Annotated in this window: 20 protein-coding genes; 8 read left to right on the forward strand and 12 right to left on the reverse strand. The window is 59.3% G+C overall.

Features of this window, described 5'->3' with window-relative positions:
• Nucleotides 1–5: 5 nt before the first annotated feature.
• From E2L05_RS06755 to E2L05_RS06765, 3 genes are all read right to left on the reverse strand, one after another.
• Nucleotides 6–617 (reverse strand): ribonuclease D, encoded by a 612-nt coding sequence (locus tag E2L05_RS06755; protein WP_133342141.1) that lies wholly within the window; start codon nucleotides 615–617, stop codon nucleotides 6–8.
• Between the two features lie 76 nt (nucleotides 618–693).
• Complete coding sequence (locus E2L05_RS06760; RefSeq protein WP_133342142.1) at nucleotides 694–1,275, reverse strand: hypothetical protein; 582 nt, start codon at nucleotides 1,273–1,275, stop codon at nucleotides 694–696.
• Between the two features lie 107 nt (nucleotides 1,276–1,382).
• The gene (locus E2L05_RS06765) at nucleotides 1,383–1,880 is read right to left on the reverse strand and encodes a lactoylglutathione lyase family protein (protein ID WP_133342143.1); all 498 of its coding nucleotides are present in this window, start codon (nucleotides 1,878–1,880) and stop codon (nucleotides 1,383–1,385) included.
• A gap of 103 nt (nucleotides 1,881–1,983) precedes the next feature.
• Here E2L05_RS06765 and E2L05_RS06770 point away from each other — a divergent pair, with 103 nt between their 5' ends.
• From E2L05_RS06770 to E2L05_RS06780, 3 genes are all read left to right on the forward strand, one after another.
• The gene (locus E2L05_RS06770) at nucleotides 1,984–2,874 is read left to right on the forward strand and encodes a LysR family transcriptional regulator (RefSeq protein WP_133342145.1); all 891 of its coding nucleotides are present in this window, start codon (nucleotides 1,984–1,986) and stop codon (nucleotides 2,872–2,874) included.
• A gap of 161 nt (nucleotides 2,875–3,035) precedes the next feature.
• The gene (locus E2L05_RS06775; RefSeq protein WP_133342146.1) at nucleotides 3,036–3,968 is read left to right on the forward strand and encodes a VOC family protein; all 933 of its coding nucleotides are present in this window, start codon (nucleotides 3,036–3,038) and stop codon (nucleotides 3,966–3,968) included.
• 75 nt (nucleotides 3,969–4,043) lie between these two features.
• Entirely contained in the window at nucleotides 4,044–5,366 is a 1,323-nt protein-coding gene (locus E2L05_RS06780; RefSeq protein ID WP_133342148.1) for an ABC1 kinase family protein, read from the forward strand.
• On the opposite strand, the gene E2L05_RS06785 is transcribed toward E2L05_RS06780, so the two are convergent.
• From E2L05_RS06785 to rlmN, 3 genes are all read right to left on the reverse strand, one after another.
• Nucleotides 5,363–5,845: a hypothetical protein gene (locus tag E2L05_RS06785; RefSeq protein ID WP_133342149.1), complete on the reverse strand. Its 483-nt coding sequence runs from the start codon at nucleotides 5,843–5,845 to the stop codon at nucleotides 5,363–5,365. The two genes, E2L05_RS06780 and E2L05_RS06785, sit on opposite strands and share 4 nt — an antisense overlap.
• Entirely contained in the window at nucleotides 5,835–8,807 is a 2,973-nt protein-coding gene (locus E2L05_RS06790) for a hypothetical protein (protein WP_133342151.1), read from the reverse strand. The genes E2L05_RS06785 and E2L05_RS06790 overlap by 11 nt, the downstream gene beginning before the upstream one ends.
• A 178-nt stretch (nucleotides 8,808–8,985) precedes the next feature.
• Nucleotides 8,986–10,167, reverse strand: coding sequence for a 23S rRNA (adenine(2503)-C(2))-methyltransferase RlmN (gene rlmN, locus E2L05_RS06795; protein WP_133342152.1), 1,182 nt, complete (start codon nucleotides 10,165–10,167; stop codon nucleotides 8,986–8,988).
• Nucleotides 10,168–10,362: 195 nt separating this feature from the next.
• On the opposite strand from rlmN, the gene E2L05_RS06800 reads away from it, so the two are divergent.
• A complete protein-coding gene (locus E2L05_RS06800; RefSeq protein ID WP_133342154.1) occupies nucleotides 10,363–11,028 on the forward strand; it encodes a VPLPA-CTERM sorting domain-containing protein in 666 nt (221 codons plus the stop codon).
• Nucleotides 11,029–11,082: 54 nt separating this feature from the next.
• Here the strand turns inward: E2L05_RS06800 and E2L05_RS06805 are convergent, their stop codons facing one another.
• Both E2L05_RS06805 and serB read right to left on the reverse strand, forming a co-directional pair.
• A complete protein-coding gene (locus E2L05_RS06805; protein WP_133342156.1) occupies nucleotides 11,083–11,613 on the reverse strand; it encodes an invasion associated locus B family protein in 531 nt (176 codons plus the stop codon).
• A gap of 156 nt (nucleotides 11,614–11,769) precedes the next feature.
• Nucleotides 11,770–12,645 carry a phosphoserine phosphatase SerB gene (gene serB / locus E2L05_RS06810; protein WP_133342157.1) on the reverse strand — a complete coding sequence of 292 codons (876 nt, stop codon included), beginning with the start codon at nucleotides 12,643–12,645 and terminating at the stop codon, nucleotides 11,770–11,772.
• A gap of 126 nt (nucleotides 12,646–12,771) precedes the next feature.
• Between serB and E2L05_RS06815 the strand changes: the two genes are divergently transcribed.
• Complete coding sequence (locus E2L05_RS06815; RefSeq protein WP_165971704.1) at nucleotides 12,772–14,223, forward strand: aldehyde dehydrogenase family protein; 1,452 nt, start codon at nucleotides 12,772–12,774, stop codon at nucleotides 14,221–14,223.
• Between the two features lie 48 nt (nucleotides 14,224–14,271).
• Here the strand turns inward: E2L05_RS06815 and E2L05_RS06820 are convergent, their stop codons facing one another.
• Nucleotides 14,272–14,490, reverse strand: a complete 219-nt coding sequence (locus E2L05_RS06820; RefSeq protein ID WP_133342160.1) for a hypothetical protein — start codon at nucleotides 14,488–14,490, stop codon at nucleotides 14,272–14,274.
• Nucleotides 14,491–14,515: 25 nt separating this feature from the next.
• Here E2L05_RS06820 and E2L05_RS06825 point away from each other — a divergent pair, with 25 nt between their 5' ends.
• Entirely contained in the window at nucleotides 14,516–15,451 is a 936-nt protein-coding gene (locus E2L05_RS06825; RefSeq protein ID WP_133342162.1) for a pirin family protein, read from the forward strand.
• Here E2L05_RS06825 and mutY read toward each other — a convergent pair.
• On the reverse strand, nucleotides 15,432–16,505 hold the full coding sequence (mutY, locus tag E2L05_RS06830) for an A/G-specific adenine glycosylase (protein WP_133342164.1): 1,074 nt from the start codon (nucleotides 16,503–16,505) through the stop codon (nucleotides 15,432–15,434). The two genes, E2L05_RS06825 and mutY, sit on opposite strands and share 20 nt — an antisense overlap.
• An 80-nt stretch (nucleotides 16,506–16,585) precedes the next feature.
• Between mutY and E2L05_RS06835 the strand changes: the two genes are divergently transcribed.
• Nucleotides 16,586–17,107: a DUF721 domain-containing protein gene (locus E2L05_RS06835; RefSeq protein WP_133342165.1), complete on the forward strand. Its 522-nt coding sequence runs from the start codon at nucleotides 16,586–16,588 to the stop codon at nucleotides 17,105–17,107.
• A 13-nt stretch (nucleotides 17,108–17,120) separates the two neighbouring features.
• A complete protein-coding gene (locus tag E2L05_RS06840) occupies nucleotides 17,121–17,747 on the forward strand; it encodes a DsbA family protein (RefSeq protein ID WP_133342167.1) in 627 nt (208 codons plus the stop codon).
• 3 nt (nucleotides 17,748–17,750) lie between these two features.
• Here the strand turns inward: E2L05_RS06840 and lpxK are convergent, their stop codons facing one another.
• Both lpxK and E2L05_RS06850 read right to left on the reverse strand, forming a co-directional pair.
• Nucleotides 17,751–18,746 carry a tetraacyldisaccharide 4'-kinase gene (gene lpxK / locus E2L05_RS06845; RefSeq protein WP_133342168.1) on the reverse strand — a complete coding sequence of 332 codons (996 nt, stop codon included), beginning with the start codon at nucleotides 18,744–18,746 and terminating at the stop codon, nucleotides 17,751–17,753.
• Nucleotides 18,746–20,041 carry a 3-deoxy-D-manno-octulosonic acid transferase gene (locus tag E2L05_RS06850; RefSeq protein WP_133342170.1) on the reverse strand — a complete coding sequence of 432 codons (1,296 nt, stop codon included), beginning with the start codon at nucleotides 20,039–20,041 and terminating at the stop codon, nucleotides 18,746–18,748. The genes lpxK and E2L05_RS06850 overlap by 1 nt, the downstream gene beginning before the upstream one ends.
• Nucleotides 20,042–20,044: the final 3 nt, after the last annotated feature.

Here is a 20,044-nt window from a genome sequence, read left to right on the forward strand (position 1 = left end):
GGGGGTCAATGGCTGAAAATGTCCATATCGGGCCAACCTTCAAGATCAAGGCGGGCGCGGGTGGGAAGAAAGTCGTAGCATGATTGTGCAATCTTCATGCGTCCTTCACGTTCCAGTCGGCGGTTCAGTTCGACGCGAAGCGCGTGAAGGTGAAGAACATCTGATGCCGCGTAGTCAATCTGTGCCTGCGTAAGCTCTTTTGCTCCCCAATCGCTTGACTGCTGGTGCTTTGAAATATCCTGCGACAGCAACTCCTGAACAAGGTTCCGCAATCCATGCCGGTCGGTATAGGTTCGAACGAGCTTGCTGGCGATTTTCGTGCAATAGACGGGCGTGGCCAGGGCGCCAAACGCCTTGTACATCGCCGCGATGTCGAACCGACCGAAGTGAAAGAGCTTCAAAACCGACGGATCGCGCAGCAACCGACACAGGTTCGGGGCCGAGCTTTGACCTTTGGCGATTTGGACGAGATGCGCATCACCATCCCCGGCGGAAAGCTGTACAACACACAGCCTGTCACGGTGGGGGTTCAGACCCATCGTTTCGCAGTCGATGGCCACAATTGGTCCAAGGTCCAGCGAGTCGGGAAGGTCGCCTTTGTGCAGATGATTGGTCACGTCCGGCCTCTTGCGATGTTTTCGCTTGGGTAGAGCACGCTGCGGCCGGTGTCAAAACCCAGCCTCAAAAAGAGGTTTAGCGGATCGGGCCACGGTTGTGGGGCGTGTAAAGCTTTATGGACCCGTTTTCGCGCGCAAACGGGAGCGTTGGCATCACCGTAGAGATTAACCCTCCGGAGGGAATTTCAACAGTCAATCGCCATTGGGGGATCATGCCTGAACCTGGCGGATAAGCGTTTACGACGGGCGTCATGGATCGGGTGTGCCGATCCGAGCCGTCCAAAAAAGCCCGCCGCGCCGCCAGAAGGTTGTCGTGATCTTTATTCGTATAAACATCGCCGTCCGGGAATGCCGCAGAGAACTTAAATTCTACCTCATTGGGCTTGGGCAATCTGGAAAGCGCATGAATCTGTGCCAGCGGGCGCAATTCGTGTGTACGTAGGCCCAGAAACCGTTCAATCTGATGGCTGTTCAGCCCCCAAAGAAACCGTTCTTCTGTGATGTAGCCAGATAGCGCACCACCGTTAAACTCCATCGCGTATTTCGCGGCGGACACACTGAGGACCTTCACCAAACGACTACGGCCTTCCAGGCTCCAGTGCCTCATGGATGACAGTTTTATCTCTTCCCCAAGTGAGTGCATGCCGATCCCTTTCACTTTCGCTGCACCCGAATTGTATATCGGATGCAGCAAACACTTCAGGGGTGAAACCCAGACTTGTCGGCCGTTGGTCTGTGCTTCACCGAAGATCCGAAACTACCCGACTAGGCATAGGCCCCGGCGGAATACGTCAGTTCGTAGCCGTGGCTGTATACTTCGAACACGATCCCGAAAGGGTCTTCGACATAAACCATGCGATACGGCTTCTCGCCGGGGAAATACTCGCGGATTGGCATCCGCTGTTTGCCGCCGGCGGCAACAATCCGGGCGGTCAGGCCTTCGACATCCGGGTCTTGGACTGCGAAATGGAACGTCCCGTGCCGCTTGTGTTCGAGCTTTTCATCGGGGGCGTAGTTGCCCGGAAATTCGAAAATCTCGATCCCGATCCCGTCGGCGGTGGAAAGATGTGCGATGCGCAAGCTGCCCCAGCCGGGGCCAAATACATCGGTGCACATGATGCCAATGGCGCTGTCATCTTCAACCGCCTCGCTTGGCGGCATCACGACATAAAACCCCAGAACTTCGGAATAGAACGCCACTGCCTTTTCCAGGTCAGGAACGGACAGGCCGATATGGGAAAACGTGCGAGGTGTCGGTGTCATGGCTGAGTCCCTTTGTTTGACTGATACCGATCACATAGGGCGCTTTTATCCGAATTATAAATTATCAAATTTCATAGTTAGAATAACCTGATATTATCATGGAATGTTAAATGCGACGTGGCTCGAAACCTTTACAACCCTTTGCGAAACAGGGCACTTCACGCGAACAGCGCGGTTGTTGAACATGACCCAGCCGGGCGTGTCCCAACACTTGCGTAAACTCGAAGAGCAGATCGGCCAGCCATTGATCGCCCGACATGGCAGAACTTTTGCTGTTACTGGCGCAGGCGAGGCTGTGCTTGCCCTTGGGCGCGCACGCCGTGCGGAAGAAAAGTTACTGCGCGACGTCATTGGGATTGATGATCCCGACAGTGGCGGGGTGCATGTTGCCTGCTCGGGCAGTTTCGCGACCCTACTGTACCCACAGCTTTTGCCTTGGATGCAGTCAGCCCCGAAACTCGCCATTCATCTGGAAGCTGGACCAAATCGGGCCATCCAAGAGGGCGTTTTGGACGGGCGGTTTGACCTTGGCATACTCAGTGACGATCCTGCCCACGCCAGACTAGACGCACGATATCTTGGACGAGAAGAGCTTTGCCTCGTGCTTCCTGCGGATGCGCCTGATGTGCCAATCACATTTGCAGACCTTGAGGCGCGTGGCTTCGTTGCCCACCCAGACGGAAACGCATATGCCGACGATCTGTTGCAGGTGAATTTTCCGAACGAATATTCGGGCGCAGATCGACTTCGTGTAAGGGCCTATGTGAATCAAATTGGCCAGATACCGGCGCCTGTTGCGCATAGCGTAGGGTACACCTTGCTGCCGCGTAGTGGGATCGATTCTTATGCACGTCGCGGTGACTTGCGCATTGCCGATCTACCCGAACGGCGATGGCTGGACTTGTGGATGGTGGCGCGTCGCGGTCGCCCGGCATCGGCCCGTTTGACCCGTATGATGGAAATCATCGCGCAGGTCGCCGCAGGGCTGAGTTGAGCCCAGATAAAAACGGGCGCTGGTGCGCGAATTCACACACGGTCTGCGCGGCTGTCCGCCTGTCAGCGTGGGTACGCGCGCCCCATCTATCCACCAACGAGTGATATTGATGGCAAAGCACCCCTGCGTGGGCGCGCCGGTAGTGGGAGGGAGAATTTGAAATGAACCAGATCAAAGGTCTGCACCACGTCACGTCGATGGCGAAAGATGCGCAAGTGAACAGCGACTTCTTCACAAAGGTGCTAGGGCTTCGGCGCGTCAAGAAAACGGTGAACTTTGACGCGCCCGACGTCTATCATCTGTATTATGGTGATGCGGCCGGAAGTCCGGGATCAGTCATGACCTACTTCCCATTTCCAAACATGCCGGCAGGGCAGTCTGGCACGGGCGAAGTCGGCATCACAGAATATGCAGTGCCGACCGGCTCTCTTGCTTATTGGACGGCTCGATTGGCAGATTTTGGTGTCAAATCCATAGCGCGTACCGAGATTTTCGGGGATGCACGTCTTGAATTTGATGGCCCTGATGGCGAGCGGTTCGCGTTGGTCGAAACCCATGCCGAAGACGCGCGTATCGCGTGGACGGGCGCCAACATTCCGCAAGGTGTGGGGATCAGAGGATTCTTCGGGGCAAGGCTGCGTTTGCGTGATTCCGGGCCTGAAGCAGAATTATTGCGTTTCATGGGTTATCAGACATCGGAAACCGCGAACGGCGTAACTCGACTGGTCATGGATCACGGAAACGGTGCCAACACGATCGACCTGCAGAGCGCGCCCAGTCTTGGCATGGCGCATCATGGCGCTGGGTCGGTGCATCACATTGCATTTGCCGTGCCTGACCGGGATGCCCAGCTTGAGGTGCGCAATGCGCTTCTTGCGACCGGGTATCAGGTAACCCCTGTCATTGATCGCGACTATTTTTGGGCCATCTATTTCCGCACGCCGGGCGGAATCCTATTTGAAATCGCGACAAACGAGCCGGGTTTCGACAGGGACGAAGCTCCCGATCATTTGGGTGAGGCGCTGAAATTGCCGACACAGCATGAAAAGCTACGCGGGCAGTTGGAAAGGAAGCTTGTCCCAATCGTGGATTAAAGCGGTCTTGGCGCGACACCCATTGCCGGGTGCGCGGCTGGGATTACCTTTTCGGCCCAGCACACAGGTGAACCTATGACCAACCGACCTGACCCTTCGCGCAGCCTTGCGGTGCCCAGCGGCAGATTTGTCCGGCTGGCCCGGTTCGGGAGTATGGCGGGGGGTGTCGCTGGTAATATGGCTGTCACTGGCGCGAAAGAGGCGATCAGCGGGCGACGCCCCACTCTTCAACAGCTTCTAATGACGCCAGCCAATGCGACCCGCATCACGCGCGAGTTGGCACGCATGCGCGGGGCAGCGATGAAGGTGGGCCAACTCGTGTCCATGGAAACGGGCGACTTCCTGCCGCCTGAATTGGCTGATATCCTGTCTCGACTGCGTGCACAGGCCGATTTCATGCCGCCCAAGCAGCTTCGCACGGTTCTGTCGTCAGCTTGGGGGCGTGATTTTACGGGTCGGTTTGACCGGTTTGATGTGCGCCCCATCGCGGCGGCCTCCATCGGTCAAGTGCACCGCGCCCGTACAAAAGACGGGGCTGACCTTGCGATCAAGGTGCAGTATCCCGGCGTACGGCGCAGCATCGATGCGGACGTGGATAACGTGGCAAGCCTGATCCGCCTGACCGGGCTTTTGCCCAGCGATCTGGACATCGCGCCCTTGCTCGCCGAGGCCAAGAGGCAACTTCACGAGGAAGCAGATTACGAGCGCGAGGGCCGGTTCCTTGGCCGATTCAGCGCGGTGTTGTCGAATGCGCCAGAATTCGCTGTGCCATCGCTCCATGCAGAGCTGAGCACGAAAGATGTGCTGGCCATGAGCTTCATTCCCGGCGTCGCGGTGGAGGATCTGATCACAGCCCCGCAAGAGACACGGGATACCGTAATGACGCGGCTTGTTGCGTTGGTGCTGCGCGAGCTTTTCGAATTTCGGATGATGCAGACTGATCCGAACTTTGCCAATTATCGGTGGTGCGCAGATACGGGCCGCGTTGTGCTTTTGGATTTTGGTGCGACACGGGAGTTCCCCGCCGCCGTGACCGATGCTTATCTTCGCCTGTTGAAGGCCGGCGTTGCTCAAGACAAGCTCGCAATGGCCGATGCCGGGCGCGACGTGGGTTTCATCGACGCGCGAACGACTGCCGCGCACGAGGACATTTTGCTGAACATGTTCGACATGGTGATGGTGCCGCTTCGCAAGCCGGGCATTTACGACTTTGGGGCTTCTGATTTGGCGGCGCGGCTGCGTGCCGAAGGTATGGTTTTGGGGGAGGGGCGCGATTTCTGGACGATCCCGCCCATGGACACGCTCTACCTTCAACGCAAGATCGCGGGGATGTTTCTGCTGGCAACGCGGCTACAGGCACGTGTGCCTGTGTCTGATCTCGTTCGTCCGTACCTTTAGGCGGGCTGCTGGCTGAGCGTGCGAAAGCCAGAAAGCCCGTCTAGGCAAGCCATCGGATCAAGGCAGTTGGGGCTTGCAAAGCCGGCCCTCAAAATCGCTGAGATTTTGAGAAGGGCATCGATTTCGAAGCTTCCCTGTGGTCCAGTGACTGAACGTGCCCCAGCGTCCAGCCACGCTGCACCCAGTCCGTCAGCCGCCGCTCCGTGGCAGGTCAGGGCGATCACTCGCGCCAAGGGCGGCACATCGTTGGGGATGTGATCTGCCCGGATGCCGCGAAACCCAAGCCATGCACGCGGCGTCGAGTGACCCAAGTAAACCAGCGACGCGCCGGGTTTAAGGGCGGCAAACAGGTCGTCACGCGTGCTGTCGGCCCCGTCGAAATAAGTCGCGCGGCAAGGTCCGTCCCGCCACAGGGCGGCCTCGCGCATGAATTGTCGGTCCCATTGCGCTGCAACGATCAGCGCACCGTCACGCGGCATTGCGTACAGCGTTGATATAGGGGTCCCACTCTGTCGTGGGCAGCGGCGGCACAGCCAGATGCGCACGGACGAACCAGTGCATGACGATCTGACCCTGCTGTTCGACATTGAACGCGCGAATGTCGCCATTTGCGTTATTCAGGGCCGTCTCTGCCCCCGCGCCGGCCAAAACCCCGTTGGCATCAATGAATGTCAGGACTGTCGGGGGTGTCTGATGGTCCTGAGTGAGCGAAATGTTCGCCGTGTCGGTATAGCCATAGTTATAGGCGGCATTCCCCTGCGGCATCAGGGCCATCGCGTGTGCGATATAGACGGGCCCTTCGGTTTCCCCCTGCCAGACATGGGTCATTTCGTGGATGAAGGTCCAACGCTCCAGCCCGATGGTGCCCGCGTCGTCGATCTGCACACCGCCTGCCACGTCGAAATTGATCAAGTTCATGCCGACAAATGCACGGCTGTCGGGGCTGCCAGACAGGGCTTGTTGCGCATTGAACAGGATTTCGTTGTCCGGCCCCTCGCTCGAGATGAACACCCGATCTAGGTCGATTGTGTTGCCAAAGACCAACTGAGCATCGGCGCGTTCGACCGCCACCAGTGGGCGGAAACTGGGCAACAGGGTCAGAAGCGACGCAATGACCACACCCAGCAACCCGCCACCGATTTCGATCGCTCCGTCGATGATGTCTGCGGCGGCCTCGCCCAGGCGGTCCAGTGCAAGGGTCACCGCTTGGATGATGGCATCCCCGCGCGCCTCTATTTCGCGGAAAATGTCGCCGACGGTATTGTTCAGCGCCCGCATTGCCGCGACCACGTGATCGCGGAAGGCATCGGGTTCGCGCAAAGTCGCCACCAGAAGATCCCCAGCGATGCCGCCCACGTGCAGGATGCCGCGCACAACTTCCAACACAAGCTGCGCGCTTTCATCGGCGATGGTCACAACCAGATCGGCCAGCGCATGGCCGGCGCGAAGCAGCCCTTCGGTGACTTTTGCGACACCTTCAATGAAGTCTTTTTCCAGATAAACCAGCAAGTAATCCACCTGATTTTCCAGAACAAATGTTGCCCATCCAAGGAAGTCCCACACCACGTCACCAAGCCGTGCGGCCAATGCGCCAAGGTGGCGGTAGGCATCGATCAACCGCTCGCCGATGCTTTCCCACGCAAACAGAACCGACGCGAGGGCGTCGCGCGAAATGCCAATCGCCCAGTCCAGAGCTTCGGTAATTTTGCCATTTACGTACCGCACAGCCGATAACACACCGTGCCACACGTCACTGACCATGTCTTCGGCCGTTTCAAGCGCCCATTGCAGAACATCGCCCACAGGTCCGGCGGCTTCGAGAATGCCAAACACGATCCGGCGCAGCGCGAAATAGCCATCAGCGACCACCGCGCCCAACAATTCAGCGATGGCGATGCCTGCGTCCATCGCCGCGCGGACAAGGCTGACGGTGTTTTCATAGGTGAATGTCAGAACAGCACCCACGAATTCCGCGACCGTGCGGCCAAGTGCAATGGCTGCGGCGATCACTTGCGACAGGACGTCCACTGCAAGGCCGAACAATTCGACGATCAGGCCTGCAAATGTTCTGCCCAGATCAAACGCGGCCTGCACGGTCTTGCGGATGATGGACACCGCTGCGCCGGCAAGAGAGGCGAACACGTCGATCAAGCGCAGCCCGGTGCGCAGCAAAAGGTCCAATACACGGCGCATGACCGACGCGACTTGGGTTGCGGCCCACGCCGCCAAATCAAGGACGGTTTCACCTAGCGCCACAAGCGCGCGCACTGTTGCCTCCAGCACGTCGATGGCTGCGTTGATGGCTGCGGTCAAAAGCTGCGCAACGCTTTGGCCGATGTCGCGCAGCGCCCGAACCAGCGCTGTCAAAGCCGACAGGGGGCGTGTGACCACCGCGACCAGCAATTCGCCGAGAGACTGACCAATATCCATAAGGGCACGCACAGTGGCAATCAGCACATCACCTGCTGCGGACAAAACCGATGCCAGCAGGCGCGCAACTGTTTGCCCTGCATCCAACAGCGCTTGCACAACTTGGCTGACCGTTGCCGCTGCGAGGTTCGCGGCCCAAACCAAGACGTCAGCCACGTCTGACAGTGTCTCTACGACCGCATCGAAGACGTCGGTCAAAACACCCGCGGCCTGCGTCAAAGCCCACGCACCCAAGTCAGCTAACGTGCGCCCGGCCTCGATCATGGCGCGTGCAAATTTCCGAAGCGCTTCAAGTCCCGCAGACAGGGCTCCCGCCATGATCGACGCAATCGTTTCGCCTGCCTCGATCAGCGATTCAACAAGATCGGCGACTTGGTCGATGGTCCATGACACAACGGCGCCGGCCATTTCGGCAATGGAGCGGCCAGCGTCAATGATCGCATCGACAACGCCAGAGACGCCTTCTGCGACGGCTTCGCCGACGCTGACAATCGCGCCGCCAACTGTGTCTACGGCGTCCGAGAAAAAATCCCCGACATCGTCCAGAAATCCGGCGGTATCGTGCCGTTTAGGATTGCGGCGCAGTTCCGCCCCGGCCATTTGCAGCCAATAAAGCGCGGGCCCAAGATCCCCGCCGCTGTCCAGATGGGCGCGCATGAAGGCACGCGCATCGGCCCGTGGCAGAGAGGCAATCTTGTGAATAAAGAGAAGTTCGCCCCCGCGTCCGGCCTGTTGGCGAAACGCCTGCGCAGCTGTCTTCCGTGTTGCCGCATCGCCGGTGCGTGCCCAGGCAATGATCTTGTCGCTCTCGTCCAAAAGCTGCGCGCGTGTGTTGGCGGTTGCCAGAACCCCCTTGGCCAGTCGCAACCCGCGGGTTGCCGAAAGCGCCTGAGCAGCCCCGAGGGCCGGAGCGATATCGTCGCTGCCGAACCCTGCGCTTCGGAACTGAGACCCAACGTCCGCGATGGACGAAAACGAAAAGGCGTTAACGGCTTGTGTCAGATCGGGCATGGCTTGGTTCCTCCCAGAAAATGCGCGCGGAGCGCGGGAAAGACGGTCGGAGGAAAGCCTAATCGCGGAAAAGTTGTTCACCTATGGCGGGAATCCATGCCTGAGTCGCAGAACAACCGACCCTGTGATGGGCCGTTCTGCGTCGGGTGTCGCAACAACTCGCGCTTGTTGTGGCGTGTCAGGCGCTGTCTGGAGGCGTTTGGGCACGGCGCGGATTGCGTGCGCGTTCGGTTTCCGACTTCAACTGACCACAGGCGGCCATGATGTCTTCGCCGCGCGGCTTGCGGATCGGGCTTGCATAGCCGGCCTTATAAATTATGTCGGCAAAGGCTCTGATCCGGTTGTTTGACGACCGCTTATAGGGCGCACCGGGCCATTCATTGAATGGGATCAGGTTGATTTTTGCCGGAATGCCGCGGATCAGCTCAATCAGACGATGCGCGTCTTCGTCCCGGTCGTTCACCCCGTCCAGCATCACGTATTCAAAGGTGATTCGCTCAGAATTGCTTAGTTTGGGATACGTGCGGAGCGCCTCAAGAAGTTCAGCAATGTTCCATTTCTTGTTGATCGGAACCAACTGGTCGCGCACGTCGTCAGTGGTGGCGTGGAAGGATATGGCCAGAAGGCAGCCGATCTCTTCTGCCGTACGCGCGATTTCTGGAACCACCCCGCTGGTCGACAGTGTAATACGTCGACGCGAAAGGCTTATCCCCTCCGGGTCCATTGCAATTTTCATCGCGTCCCGAACTGCATCAAAGTTATATAGCGGCTCGCCCATGCCCATCAGAACGATGTTCGACAGCAGACGCGATTCAACCTTCGGGTTGCGCCCCGGCAATGGCCATTCGCCCAAATCGTCACGTGCGAGCATCACCTGCCCGATGATTTCACCGGCTGTCAGATTGCGGACCAGTCGCTGTGTGCCTGTGTGGCAAAACGAACAGGTTAGCGTGCAGCCAACTTGGCTGGAGATACACAGGGTTCCGCGGTCTTCTTCGGGGATATAAACTGTTTCAACCTCGTGCCCGCCGGCGATACGCACCAAGTATTTGCGGGTGCCGTCTTCGCTGACTTCACGGCGCACGACTTCGGGAATCTCGATGCTGAAATTGTCTGCCAACAAGGCCCGAAACGGCTTGGCAAGGTTCGTCATCTGATCGAAATCGCGCACACCCTTTTCATAGATCCATTGCCAAACCTGGTTGGTACGCATCTTGGATTGCTTTTCCGGCGTTCCGGCTGCGATCAGCGCATCACGAAGCGCGTCGCGCGTGAGCCCAACAAGGTTCAACCGGTCCGTCTCGGGCATTTTGCGCGGGAAGGTCAGCACGTCTTGGGTAATCGGTGTCGTTGCGGGCATCGTAAGCACTCGGATCAAAGCTGAGGGATCAAGCGACTCTCATACAGCAGGACGGCGCAGGTTGAAACACCTCGTGATATTCGGACCCGACCACCTGCGGGTGTTAACTAAGGGGTACAGAATGAGTCGATCTTTACGGTGCGCAGTTGGTAGGTCCGGGCTGAGAACTTAACTAGCAACCGAGGTTTAAGACTAATGAATAAGACATTTTTTATCGCAGCCGCAGCCTTTTTGTTCGCAGGCACGGCGCAGGCGGCACTGCTTGACTTTGAAACTGGCTATGCCGGCAACAAGACAGCCATTGTCGGTGATGAATTTGAAGCTGCATTCGGCGTGACGTTCAGCAGCGCGGGCGGACTGAACATTGTAGAAGTGGGTGGCCCAGCCGACGGTTTTGTCCCCGGTGATACGCCTGATCCGGTTGATGCTTTTGGCAGCTACTTCCTGACGTCGGGCTTCGGTACCGTGACCCAACTTGTGATCGATTACACGTTGGGCGCTTCCGAAGCGTCTTTTGAAGTTGGTGACATTGACGGGTCGGGCAGCGACTTGGAAGAGTTTACATTCGTTGCGAAGGACGAATTTGGCAATGTTCTGTCGTCGCAATTCGTCGACGGCAATGACGCTGACGCAGGCGACGCTGCAGTGACAAAAATCGGCTTCAGTGGTTTGTCTGGTCTGATCTCGAAGATCGAAATTACCGGGACCACATTTGGCGGCACCCGCAAAATCGGGATCGCGTTCGACAACTTTAACACCACTCTGGACACGACCACACCCGTGCCTCTGCCCGCGGCTTTGCCGCTTGCAATAGCCGGTGTTGGCGCACTCGGTTTTGTTCGGTCACGCCGAAAGGGCTGAGCCCAAACCTGATTTATCAAATATGGGGCTGGTTTTGACCGGCCCCATGTCTGTTCAGGGCTCGCAGCGTTTCTGCGCGTCTTCATACGCTGCGGTGAATCCCATCAGCGAAAAGGTGTCTTTGGTATTTGTGCCGCGGGCCGATCTTCCGGACACAACCGCCTCAACGCCGCGCTTGAGTGCCGTTGCGATGCGGCGATCTTCCTCTTCTGAAGCCGCCCATGCCAGTTCGCCATCCGTGAACAACTCGAAATCGCTGTCGCCGACGGACAGCGACACGGTTGATCCTTCGGCGAATGGGTAGCCGCCCATGAACGACACTTCGCCCAGTTGATTGCTTTCCGGCCAAAACGACACAAACATGTATATATCGCCGCGCCGCACGGCAACGACACGCCCGTTTTGCGTGTTTACCGTGTTCTTTGGCGCTGAAACGACCCAACACTGCTTTGGACTGTCTTCAACAAAGATACTCCAGTCCGTCTTTGCGGCCACTCTGTTTGCCGTATCCTGCGCATTGCTGACCCCGCCAGACAGGGAAAAGGCCAGACCTGCGAGAATGCCTGTGGTTAAGCTGCGTTTCATGTCGCGCCGTGCCTCCGGAATAACTGCTTTATGGTCATGTTGCGCCGGTTCGCCCGGCATGCTGCACATGACGCAAACCTCATGCAACAGCATATCGCAAATCGGCAGGGTTTCGAAAGGGTAAACCCGACCGACCATCGGGATCGTGAACAGCGCCTAGTCTGAGAATTCCGACTTGGACAGACCTTGCAAGTACAACAGCGCCGTCAGGTCGCCGTGGTTGATCCGCAAGTCGCACTGTGCCGCGACAGATGGCTTGGCGTGAAGGGCAACCCCGGCTCCGGCAAGGCCCAGCATCCCAAGGTCGTTTGCCCCGTCCCCAACAGCGATCACATCTTGAGCCGTGATACCCAAACGAGCGGTAATTTCGGTTAGGGCTGTCACTTTTGCCTCGCGTCCCAAGATCGGATCGGCAACCTCTCCTGTCAGTTTTCCGTCCTTCGCAAGCAATGTGTTCGCGCGATGTTCATCGAACCCCAATGCCTTGGCCACGGCTTGAGTGAAGGCGGTGAACCCGCCCGACACCAACGCTGCGTATCCGCCGCGTGATTTCATTGTGGCGATCAGGGTGCGCCCACCCGGCATATGCGTAATCCGTTCGGCCAGCACGCGGTCAATCACGGACACATCAAGGCCCTTGAGCAGACCCACTCGTTCGCGCAGGGCGCCATCGAAATCCAACTCGCCGTTCATCGCGCGCGCGGTGATTTCCTTAACGTGATCGCCAACGCCAGCCATATCAGCCAACTCGTCGATGCATTCTTGCTGGATCATGGTGCTGTCCATATCGGCCAACAGCATTTTTTTCGCGCGCCCTTCGGCGGGTTGGATGGCAATATCAACGCCGCGATCCTGCAATGCTTGCCAGATCTCTTCGAAATTGCATGGATGCTGCGCCAACGCGAATTCCGCGGCCTCGCCAACTGAAAGCCACTGCGCTTCACCGCCGCCGAGCGCGTTGCGCAGGTTTTCAACAGTTGCGCGATCCAGCGTCGGAGCCTTTGGGCTGGTCAGAAGCGTTACGGCATACATATGTTGAGTCCTCAAGGCTGGTCACGTCGAGCGCGGTAAAACATGCCAAGCGCGCCAAGGCCAGAGCGTCGATTGACGCTTTGGCCCGAACACAGCACAACAGGGCCTGACTTGGAAAGGGTGCCGATGCCATATGACACTGCCGTGCCGCACCGCCTTTTGATTGGCGGGGCCTGGGAGGTCGCCCAAGGGCACTCGTTGCCGCGCTGTGACCCAGCGACCGAAGCGGCCCGCTTGCCCGTGATCGCAGCAAGCGATGCGCAGGTCTTGCACGCTGTTCGGGCGGCTGAGGCATCGGGCTGGCAAACAAGCGGCCGCACCCATCGTCTGTCTGCGCTGGCCCAGATGATTGAGGGGATTGAGGCGCGCGCCGAAAGCTTCGCGCAAACAATCAGCCGAGAGATCGGTGTGCCGATCGACTTCGCTCGTCGCAGTCAGGTCGAGGCGGCCTTAAATCACCTGCGGGCTATGCAAGTGGCCTATGATGCTACGCCAGATGACATGCCGGTCGCGCCAGACTGCCCGGCTGATCGTGTGCGCTATGAGCCTGTGGGTGTCGCCGCGCTGATCACGCCTTGGAACTGGCCCCTCAACCAAATTGTCCTGAAAGTTGGCGCGGCACTTTTGGCGGGGTGCCCCATGGTGCTGAAGCCGTCTGAGCTTGGAGCCGACACGGCCATGCTGTTCGCCATTTGCATGGAAGATATCGACCTTCCGCCGGGTACTTTCAATCTTGTAATGGGCGGGGCAGACACAGGCGCGGCTTTGGTTGCGCACCCGGCAATTGCAGCCGTGTCGTTCACTGGCTCGACCCGGGCTGGCCAATCCATAGCCATCGCGGCGGCGCAGGGGTTTCGGCGTACGATCCTTGAAATGGGCGGCAAATCCCCGAACGTTCTGTTCGAAGATTGTGACGTAGACACCGCCATGCGCCAAGGTCTGGCCCACTGCTTCCGGAACAATGGCCAGTCATGCAATGCGGCATCGCGCATGCTGGTGGCGCGGGGTATCTATGAGAAGGCGTTGGAAAAGGCTGCCCAGATCGTTGCCGAAATCCACATCGGGCTGCCGGATCAACCGGGTGATCACATTGGTCCGCAGGTCAGTGCGGCACAACACGCTCATGTGCAGCACCTGCTGCAAAGCGGTATCGACGCGGGCGCGCGCCTTGTGGTCGGCGGCCCGGGCCGCCCCGAGGGATACACGCGGGGATACTTTACGCGTCCTTCCGTACTTGCTGATGTGACGCCAGAAATGCGGGTCTTCCGAGAAGAGATTTTTGGACCGGTGTTGACGGTCACACCTTTTGACAGTGAAGCCGAAGCCATCGCGCTTGCCAATGACACACCCTATGGGCTGGCGGGGTACGTGCAGACCGCTGATGCTGCGTGCGCTGACCGTATGGCGCGTGCGCTGCGCGTCGGAATGGTCCAGGTCAATGGGCAAAGCCGGGCACCCGGTGCGCCCTTTGGCGGCGTAAAGGCATCCGGCGTGGGCCGCGAGGCTGGCTTGTGGGGTATTCGCGCCTTTCAGGATGTGAAATCGATTTCCGGGGCGGTAAGCGACGCTTCGATTTAATTGGTGCATTCACGCACACAAAGTGATCATAACTTCTTATATGTGAATTTACGCAGATCCGATATCGTTGACCTCATCAAAGGGGCCAATGATGAACGATGTTTCCACCTCGATCCTGTGCAAAGTTACAGCGACCAAAGGGCGGTGTATCTGCGCGACCGATACGCGGAATGCCGGATTGAAATTTACCCGCTTTGCCCTGTTGCCGCGCAAGTCTGTTGGCGCCCGAACGGGCACGATGCGCTTGCCGGCTAATTTATCAGCCAAACTCTAAGCCCTGAAAGGACTGACCATGAGCTGGAACCCGACTATTGCCCCGATCTGCCCGACGGGCGTTGAGGCAGACGCTATCGAAACGCTGATCATCCCCCGCGCCCGCGATTTGGGCGGGTTCGAGGTGCGCCGCGCCCTGCCGGCCCCAAAGCGCCAGATGGTCGGCCCGTTCATTTTTTTCGATCAAGTCGGCCCGGCAGAGTTTTTGACCGGCAAAGGGATTGATGTTCGCCCTCACCCTCATATCGGGCTCGGAACGGTGACCTACTTGTTCAAGGGCGAATTTCAGCATCGCGACAGCCTTGGCACGAACCAGATGATCCATCCCGGTGCGGTGAACTGGATGGTGGCCGGGCACGGCGTGACGCATTCTGAACGAACCAGCAAAAAGACACGTGAAAATCCGTCAAGCTTGTTTGGCATCCAGACGTGGCTGGCCTTGCCCGAAAGTGCCGAAGACGCCCCCGCCAGTTTTGAGCATCAGCCGCAAGACGCGTTGCCGTTTCTTGAAGGGGAGGGCAAGAAAGTGCGGCTGATCCTTGGGGATGCATGGGGGGAGCATGCGCCGGTGCGGACCATGTCCGAACTTTTCTACGCGGATGCGCAGCTTGAGCCGGGAGCCGTGATCCCGCTTCCGGATAATCACGAAGACCGGGGCGTCTATGTTGTTGACGGCAGCATCACAGTGGCGGGGCAGATGTTTGAAACCGGGCAGATGATGGTGTTTCGTCCCGGCGACGCGTTGGGTCTGACGGCGGGGGACCGCGGCGCACGATTGATGCTTTTGGGCGGCGCAACGTTGGGCGGACCCCGTCACATTTGGTGGAACTTCGTCGCATCCTCGCGTGACAAGATCGACGCTGCAAAAGAGGCGTGGAAAGCTGGGGATTGGGCGCACGGGCGGTTTCAATTGCCACCCGGTGATGATGCAGAGTTTATTCCGGCTCCTGATTGACCTCTGTCCGCACCAGATCAAACGCCTTGCGCATGACTGTGGGCAAGTCCGCTGGACGAAAATCCGTTGCAGCGACAAACGCGCCGCGCGATGGGCGCGCGTCCATGCCAACCGCGGCGACCTTCAGGGCAAGGCGCAGGTGGAAGTGGGTGAATGTGTGGCGCACTTCGCCCGACAGGTCGCGCCAGTCGGCGGCGATTGGGGGCACAGGGTCGGGCAGTGTTTCGGCCCACCCTGTTCCAGGCCACCCGAGCATGCCGCCCAACAGGCCCCTTTCCGGTCGGGTTTCCAAAAGCCACGCGCCATCACTGCGCCGGACAATATACGCGACACCGAAACGGATCGGCTTCGGCTTCTTCGGCGTCTTGCGCGGCAAGTCTTGCGCTGTGCCTGCTGCCTTTGCCGCGCAGTCGGCGATCAGGGGGCAAATGCCGCAGGCCGGGTTGCGCGGCGTGCAAATGGTCGCGCCCAGATCCATAACAGCTTGGGCATGACATCCTGCGCGGGTGTCGGGCGTGAGCCGCCCAGCCAAGTCGGTTAATTCAGCTTTGGCGCTTGGTAAGGGCGTATGCACATCAAACAGCCGGGCCATCACACGTTCAACATTGCCGTCCACCACAACGGCGGGCCGATCAAACGCGATGGCGGCGATGGCGGCGGCTGTGTACGGGCCAATCCCCGGCAATGCGCGCAGCCCATCAACGGTATCCGGAAACACGCCATCATAGTCTGACGCCACGACACGGGCGCACTTCAGCAAATTGCGGGCGCGGGCATAGTATCCAAGCCCGGCCCATTCCCCCATCACATCCGCATCATCAGCCGCAGCCAATGCCTGCACCGTGGGCCAGCGGGTGGTAAATGCCGCGAAATAGCTGCGCACAGCCGCAACCGTGGTCTGTTGCAACATGACTTCAGATAACCACACCCGATACGGGTCGCCGCGAACGCCGTTCAAAGCTTGTTTCGGCGGGATGCGCCACGGCAGGTCGCGGGCATGGCTGTCATACCATTCCAGCAAACGCGCCGGAGCGGTCTTTTCTAGATCACGCAAGTTTTAAGTTCTCCGGCAACATTTCTCTGGTCCCTGCCCACCTGTCAGATAGGGTGCACACCATCCCAAGGCACGAGTTCATGGCAAAAACCGCACCACAATCTTTTCGGCCCAAGCGCCGCGCAAAGGGCTTTGCCCGTGCTGGCGGGTTGGTGCAACCGCAGATCAAGAAAGCTGGCGAGGCGCGTGGTTTCGCTGTCAGCCGGTTGGTGACCCATTGGTCAGACGTGGCCGGACCTGAAATCGCCCGGCTGTGCCGACCTGTTCGGATCAATTATGGCAAAGGCGGCCTTGGCGCGACGCTGACGCTTTTGGCGCGCGGAGCGGCTGGCCCGATGGTGCAGGCGCAATTGCCTGCTATTCGAGACAGGGTCAACGCGTGCTACGGTTACAACGCAGTAGCGCAAATCCGGATTACACAAACAGCCGCAGACGGGTTTGCCGAAGGCCAGACCCCGTTCGAATCCAAACCGAAACATCCAGACGCCCCGTCAGAGGGCGCAACGCAGGTCGGCGCCGCGATGACAAAAGATGTCAGCGATCCTGCCCTGCGGGCCGCGCTTGCCGGTCTTGGCGCGCGCGTGATGACAAAGAACACCTGAAGGAGACTTTCTGATGCGCAACCTTTTTGCCCCCGTGCTGCCCGCGCTTGTTGCGGCCACGATGACCTTTGTCCCGCTGGCAGCGCCGGCGCAGGACGTAGATACCAGCACGATTGTCGACATGACGATGGGGCAGGCCGATGCGCCTGTGACCGTGGTTGAGTATGCGTCGTTCACGTGCCCGCACTGCGCGACATTCCACAAAGAAGTTCTTCCACAGATCAGGGAAAACTACATCGACACGGGCAAAGTCAAATTTGTCCATCGCGAGGTGTATTTCGACCGCTACGGTCTTTGGGCCGGGATGGTGGCGCGCTGCGGCGGTGAGATGCGGTATTTTGGCGTCGCGGACCAGATTTACGAACGTCAGCGCGACTGGACCCAAGGAAGCGATCCTGCCGCCGTGGCTGGCAACCTGCGCCGCATCGGGTTGAGTGCAGGGCTGAACGAAGAGCAGCTTGATGCCTGCCTGAGCGATGGCGAAAAGGCGCAGACGCTGGTTGCATGGTACCAAGAGCATGTCGAGAAGGACAAGATCGAGGGCACGCCGTCTTTCGTGATTGATGGCGAGCTTTATTCAAACATGTCTTACGCCGACTTTTCCGAATTGCTCGATGAAAAGCTTGGCGAAGACGGCTGAGTTTTAACGCGTCAAAACCCTGTCCAATTCGGCATTGATCAGCGACCAATCGGGACTGGTCAGCCTCACGGGCAGGGTGAGCACTTTTGGCCGAAACTCTGGGGGAAGGCGCACCGCGTCTTTCTCGGTCGTCACAAGTTGCAGACCTTTGGTGCGCGCGTCCTGCTCTAACCTCGACAGAAGCGAAGGGCGCAGTTCCTGATGGTCAGACAGCGGGACTGCCTGCACAACATCGGCCCCAAGCCCGCGCAACGTGGCAAAGAACTTTTCCGGCATGCCGATCCCCGCAAATGCCAGTGTGCGCAGACCTTTCCAGTCCATCCCGGTCTGCAGCGGTGCAAGTTCCGCCACAGTATGCGCACAGGGTAGAACCTTCCCCCATCGTTCGGAAAAAGCGGTTTGTGCGGCGCTCCCTCCTATGGACAGCACCAAATCTGCGCGGGCCAGGCCTGTTTGAACCGGCTCTCGCAAAGGGCCCGCCGGGATGACACGGCCATTGCCAAACCCGCTGGCCGCATCCACCACGACAATCGACAAATCCTGAAAAAGAGCGGGGTTCTGATACCCGTCATCCATCACGATCGCCTGTGCGCCATTGTCTTGCGCCATGCGCGCGCCAGCAGCGCGGTCGCGGGCAACGATCACAGGCGCGAAGGCTGATAACAACAATGGCTCATCGCCAACATCGTCGGCGTTGTGCTGCGCTGGATCAACCTGAACCGGACCTTCGAGGCGCCCGCCATGGCCCCGCGAGACGACCCAAGCGGCAATGCCCCTGTCGCGCAATTTTTCCAAAAGAGCGATAACCGTGGGGGTCTTGCCTGTTCCGCCGGCGTTCAGGTTTCCTGCGCAAATCACGGGAATATCCGCCCGCCAATGTGTTCCCTTCGCCAAGCGCCGCGCAGTCCCTGCGGCATACAGCGCGCCAAGTGGCGTCAGCAGGCGCGCGGCAAAACCGGGGCTTTCAGGTGGGTTCAGCCAAAAGACGGGGGGCTGCATCAGGCGTCCTGCCGCGTATCGGCGAGTGTCGACTGGATCAGCTTCAGGGCTTTGTCCGTGACTTCGGCGCCCGCTGATCCCAACTCCCACGCTGCAAATGCCATTGGGGCGCGGCGGTCCGGTTGGGACAACTCTGCAACAGCGCAAGCAAGCGATGCCGCGTCGGTGACTTGCCGCGATCCGCCTGCCGCGCTCAGCCTGTCATAGACATCTCTGAAGTTCGCAACAAAGGGCCCGTGGATAATGGCAGAGCCAAGCGAGGCAGGCTCAAATGGGTTGTGTCCGCCGATTTCGGTCAGGGAACCGCCCACGAAACTCAGCGGTGCAAGCCGGTACCAAAGGCCCAACTCGCCCATTGTGTCGGCCACGAAAATCGACGTGTTTGGTCCTGGCTCTTCACCCTTGGATCTTTGTGCCACTTGCAGGCCGCGCGCCTTGAGCATGTCGACGATGCCATCGCCCCGGTCCGGGTGGCGCGGCACGAGGATGCACAGCAGGCGCAGCGCCCCGCGCGCAGCGGTGATCTGGGCTTCGGCGATGATCTCCTCTTCGCCTTCGTGGGTGGAGGCCGCCGCCCAAACCGGACGCCCTTCCAGCAGCTTGGTAAAGCGAGCGCGATCAGACTCGTTGCACTCCAGCGGGGGCATGCCTTCCTTCAAGGTGCCGGTCACTTCCAGCCGGTGGCGGGGCAAACCCAGCTTCAAAAGTGCGCGCCCTGTCGCGCGATCTTGTGCCTGAACTGCCTGAAATCGTTGCAAAAGCGAATGGGCGGCACCCGGAAGAAAGCGCCGCCAGCGTTTTGCACTGCGATCAGACATTCGGGCGTTGATGAGAAGGAGGGGGATATTTCTGGCGTGGGTCTGTGTGATCAGGCCCGGCCAGAGGTCACTTTCGGTCCAGATTGCGAGATCTGGTTTCCAGTGATCCAGGAAGCGGGTCACGAAGGGGCCGATGTCGAGAGGGATAAACTGGTGCACCGCACCGTCGGGAAGGCGCTGACGCAGCAGATCGGATGAGGTAACCGTTCCGGTTGTCACCAGCACTTTCAGCGTTGGATCGGACTCGCGCAGGCGGCGGATAACCTCCAGCAAAGACAAGCTTTCTCCGACCGAGGCGGCGTGGAACCAGACCAGTTTTCCGTCCGGTCTGGGCAGGCTTGGCAGGCCGCGGCGTTCGCCGATGCGGGCCGGATCCTCTTTGCCCTCGGCCAGCCGTTTGGCCAGCCGTCTTTCGCCCGCCGCGGCGGCGCGAGAGGTCAGGGAGAGGTAGGCCCAAAGGGCGAAACTGCGGCCCATCTT

Origin of the sequence: Meridianimarinicoccus aquatilis (assembly GCF_004358675.1) — a bacterium.
Taxonomy (GTDB): Bacteria; Pseudomonadota; Alphaproteobacteria; order Rhodobacterales; family Rhodobacteraceae; genus Meridianimarinicoccus; species Meridianimarinicoccus aquatilis.

What these genes read in the sequence shown, in the direction of transcription:
- E2L05_RS06800 (WP_133342154.1), top strand. Translation starts at nt 10,363, where the DNA reads ATGAATAAGACATTTTTTATCGCAGCCGCAGCCTTTTTGTTCGCAGGC.
- E2L05_RS06775 (WP_133342146.1), top strand. Translation starts at nt 3,036, where the DNA reads ATGAACCAGATCAAAGGTCTGCACCACGTCACGTCGATGGCGAAAGAT.
- E2L05_RS06780 (WP_133342148.1), top strand. Translation starts at nt 4,044, where the DNA reads ATGACCAACCGACCTGACCCTTCGCGCAGCCTTGCGGTGCCCAGCGGC.
- rlmN (WP_133342152.1), bottom strand. Translation starts at nt 10,167, where the DNA reads ATGCCCGCAACGACACCGATTACCCAAGACGTGCTGACCTTCCCGCGC.
- serB (WP_133342157.1), bottom strand. Translation starts at nt 12,645, where the DNA reads ATGTATGCCGTAACGCTTCTGACCAGCCCAAAGGCTCCGACGCTGGAT.
- E2L05_RS06840 (WP_133342167.1), top strand. Translation starts at nt 17,121, where the DNA reads ATGCGCAACCTTTTTGCCCCCGTGCTGCCCGCGCTTGTTGCGGCCACG.
- E2L05_RS06815 (WP_165971704.1), top strand. Translation starts at nt 12,772, where the DNA reads ATGCCATATGACACTGCCGTGCCGCACCGCCTTTTGATTGGCGGGGCC.
- E2L05_RS06790 (WP_133342151.1), bottom strand. Translation starts at nt 8,807, where the DNA reads ATGCCCGATCTGACACAAGCCGTTAACGCCTTTTCGTTTTCGTCCATC.
- E2L05_RS06835 (WP_133342165.1), top strand. Translation starts at nt 16,586, where the DNA reads ATGGCAAAAACCGCACCACAATCTTTTCGGCCCAAGCGCCGCGCAAAG.
- E2L05_RS06805 (WP_133342156.1), bottom strand. Translation starts at nt 11,613, where the DNA reads ATGAAACGCAGCTTAACCACAGGCATTCTCGCAGGTCTGGCCTTTTCC.
- E2L05_RS06785 (WP_133342149.1), bottom strand. Translation starts at nt 5,845, where the DNA reads ATGCCGCGTGACGGTGCGCTGATCGTTGCAGCGCAATGGGACCGACAA.
- lpxK (WP_133342168.1), bottom strand. Translation starts at nt 18,746, where the DNA reads ATGCAGCCCCCCGTCTTTTGGCTGAACCCACCTGAAAGCCCCGGTTTT.
- E2L05_RS06765 (WP_133342143.1), bottom strand. Translation starts at nt 1,880, where the DNA reads ATGACACCGACACCTCGCACGTTTTCCCATATCGGCCTGTCCGTTCCT.
- E2L05_RS06770 (WP_133342145.1), top strand. Translation starts at nt 1,984, where the DNA reads ATGTTAAATGCGACGTGGCTCGAAACCTTTACAACCCTTTGCGAAACA.
- E2L05_RS06850 (WP_133342170.1), bottom strand. Translation starts at nt 20,041, where the DNA reads ATGGGCCGCAGTTTCGCCCTTTGGGCCTACCTCTCCCTGACCTCTCGC.
- E2L05_RS06825 (WP_133342162.1), top strand. Translation starts at nt 14,516, where the DNA reads ATGAGCTGGAACCCGACTATTGCCCCGATCTGCCCGACGGGCGTTGAG.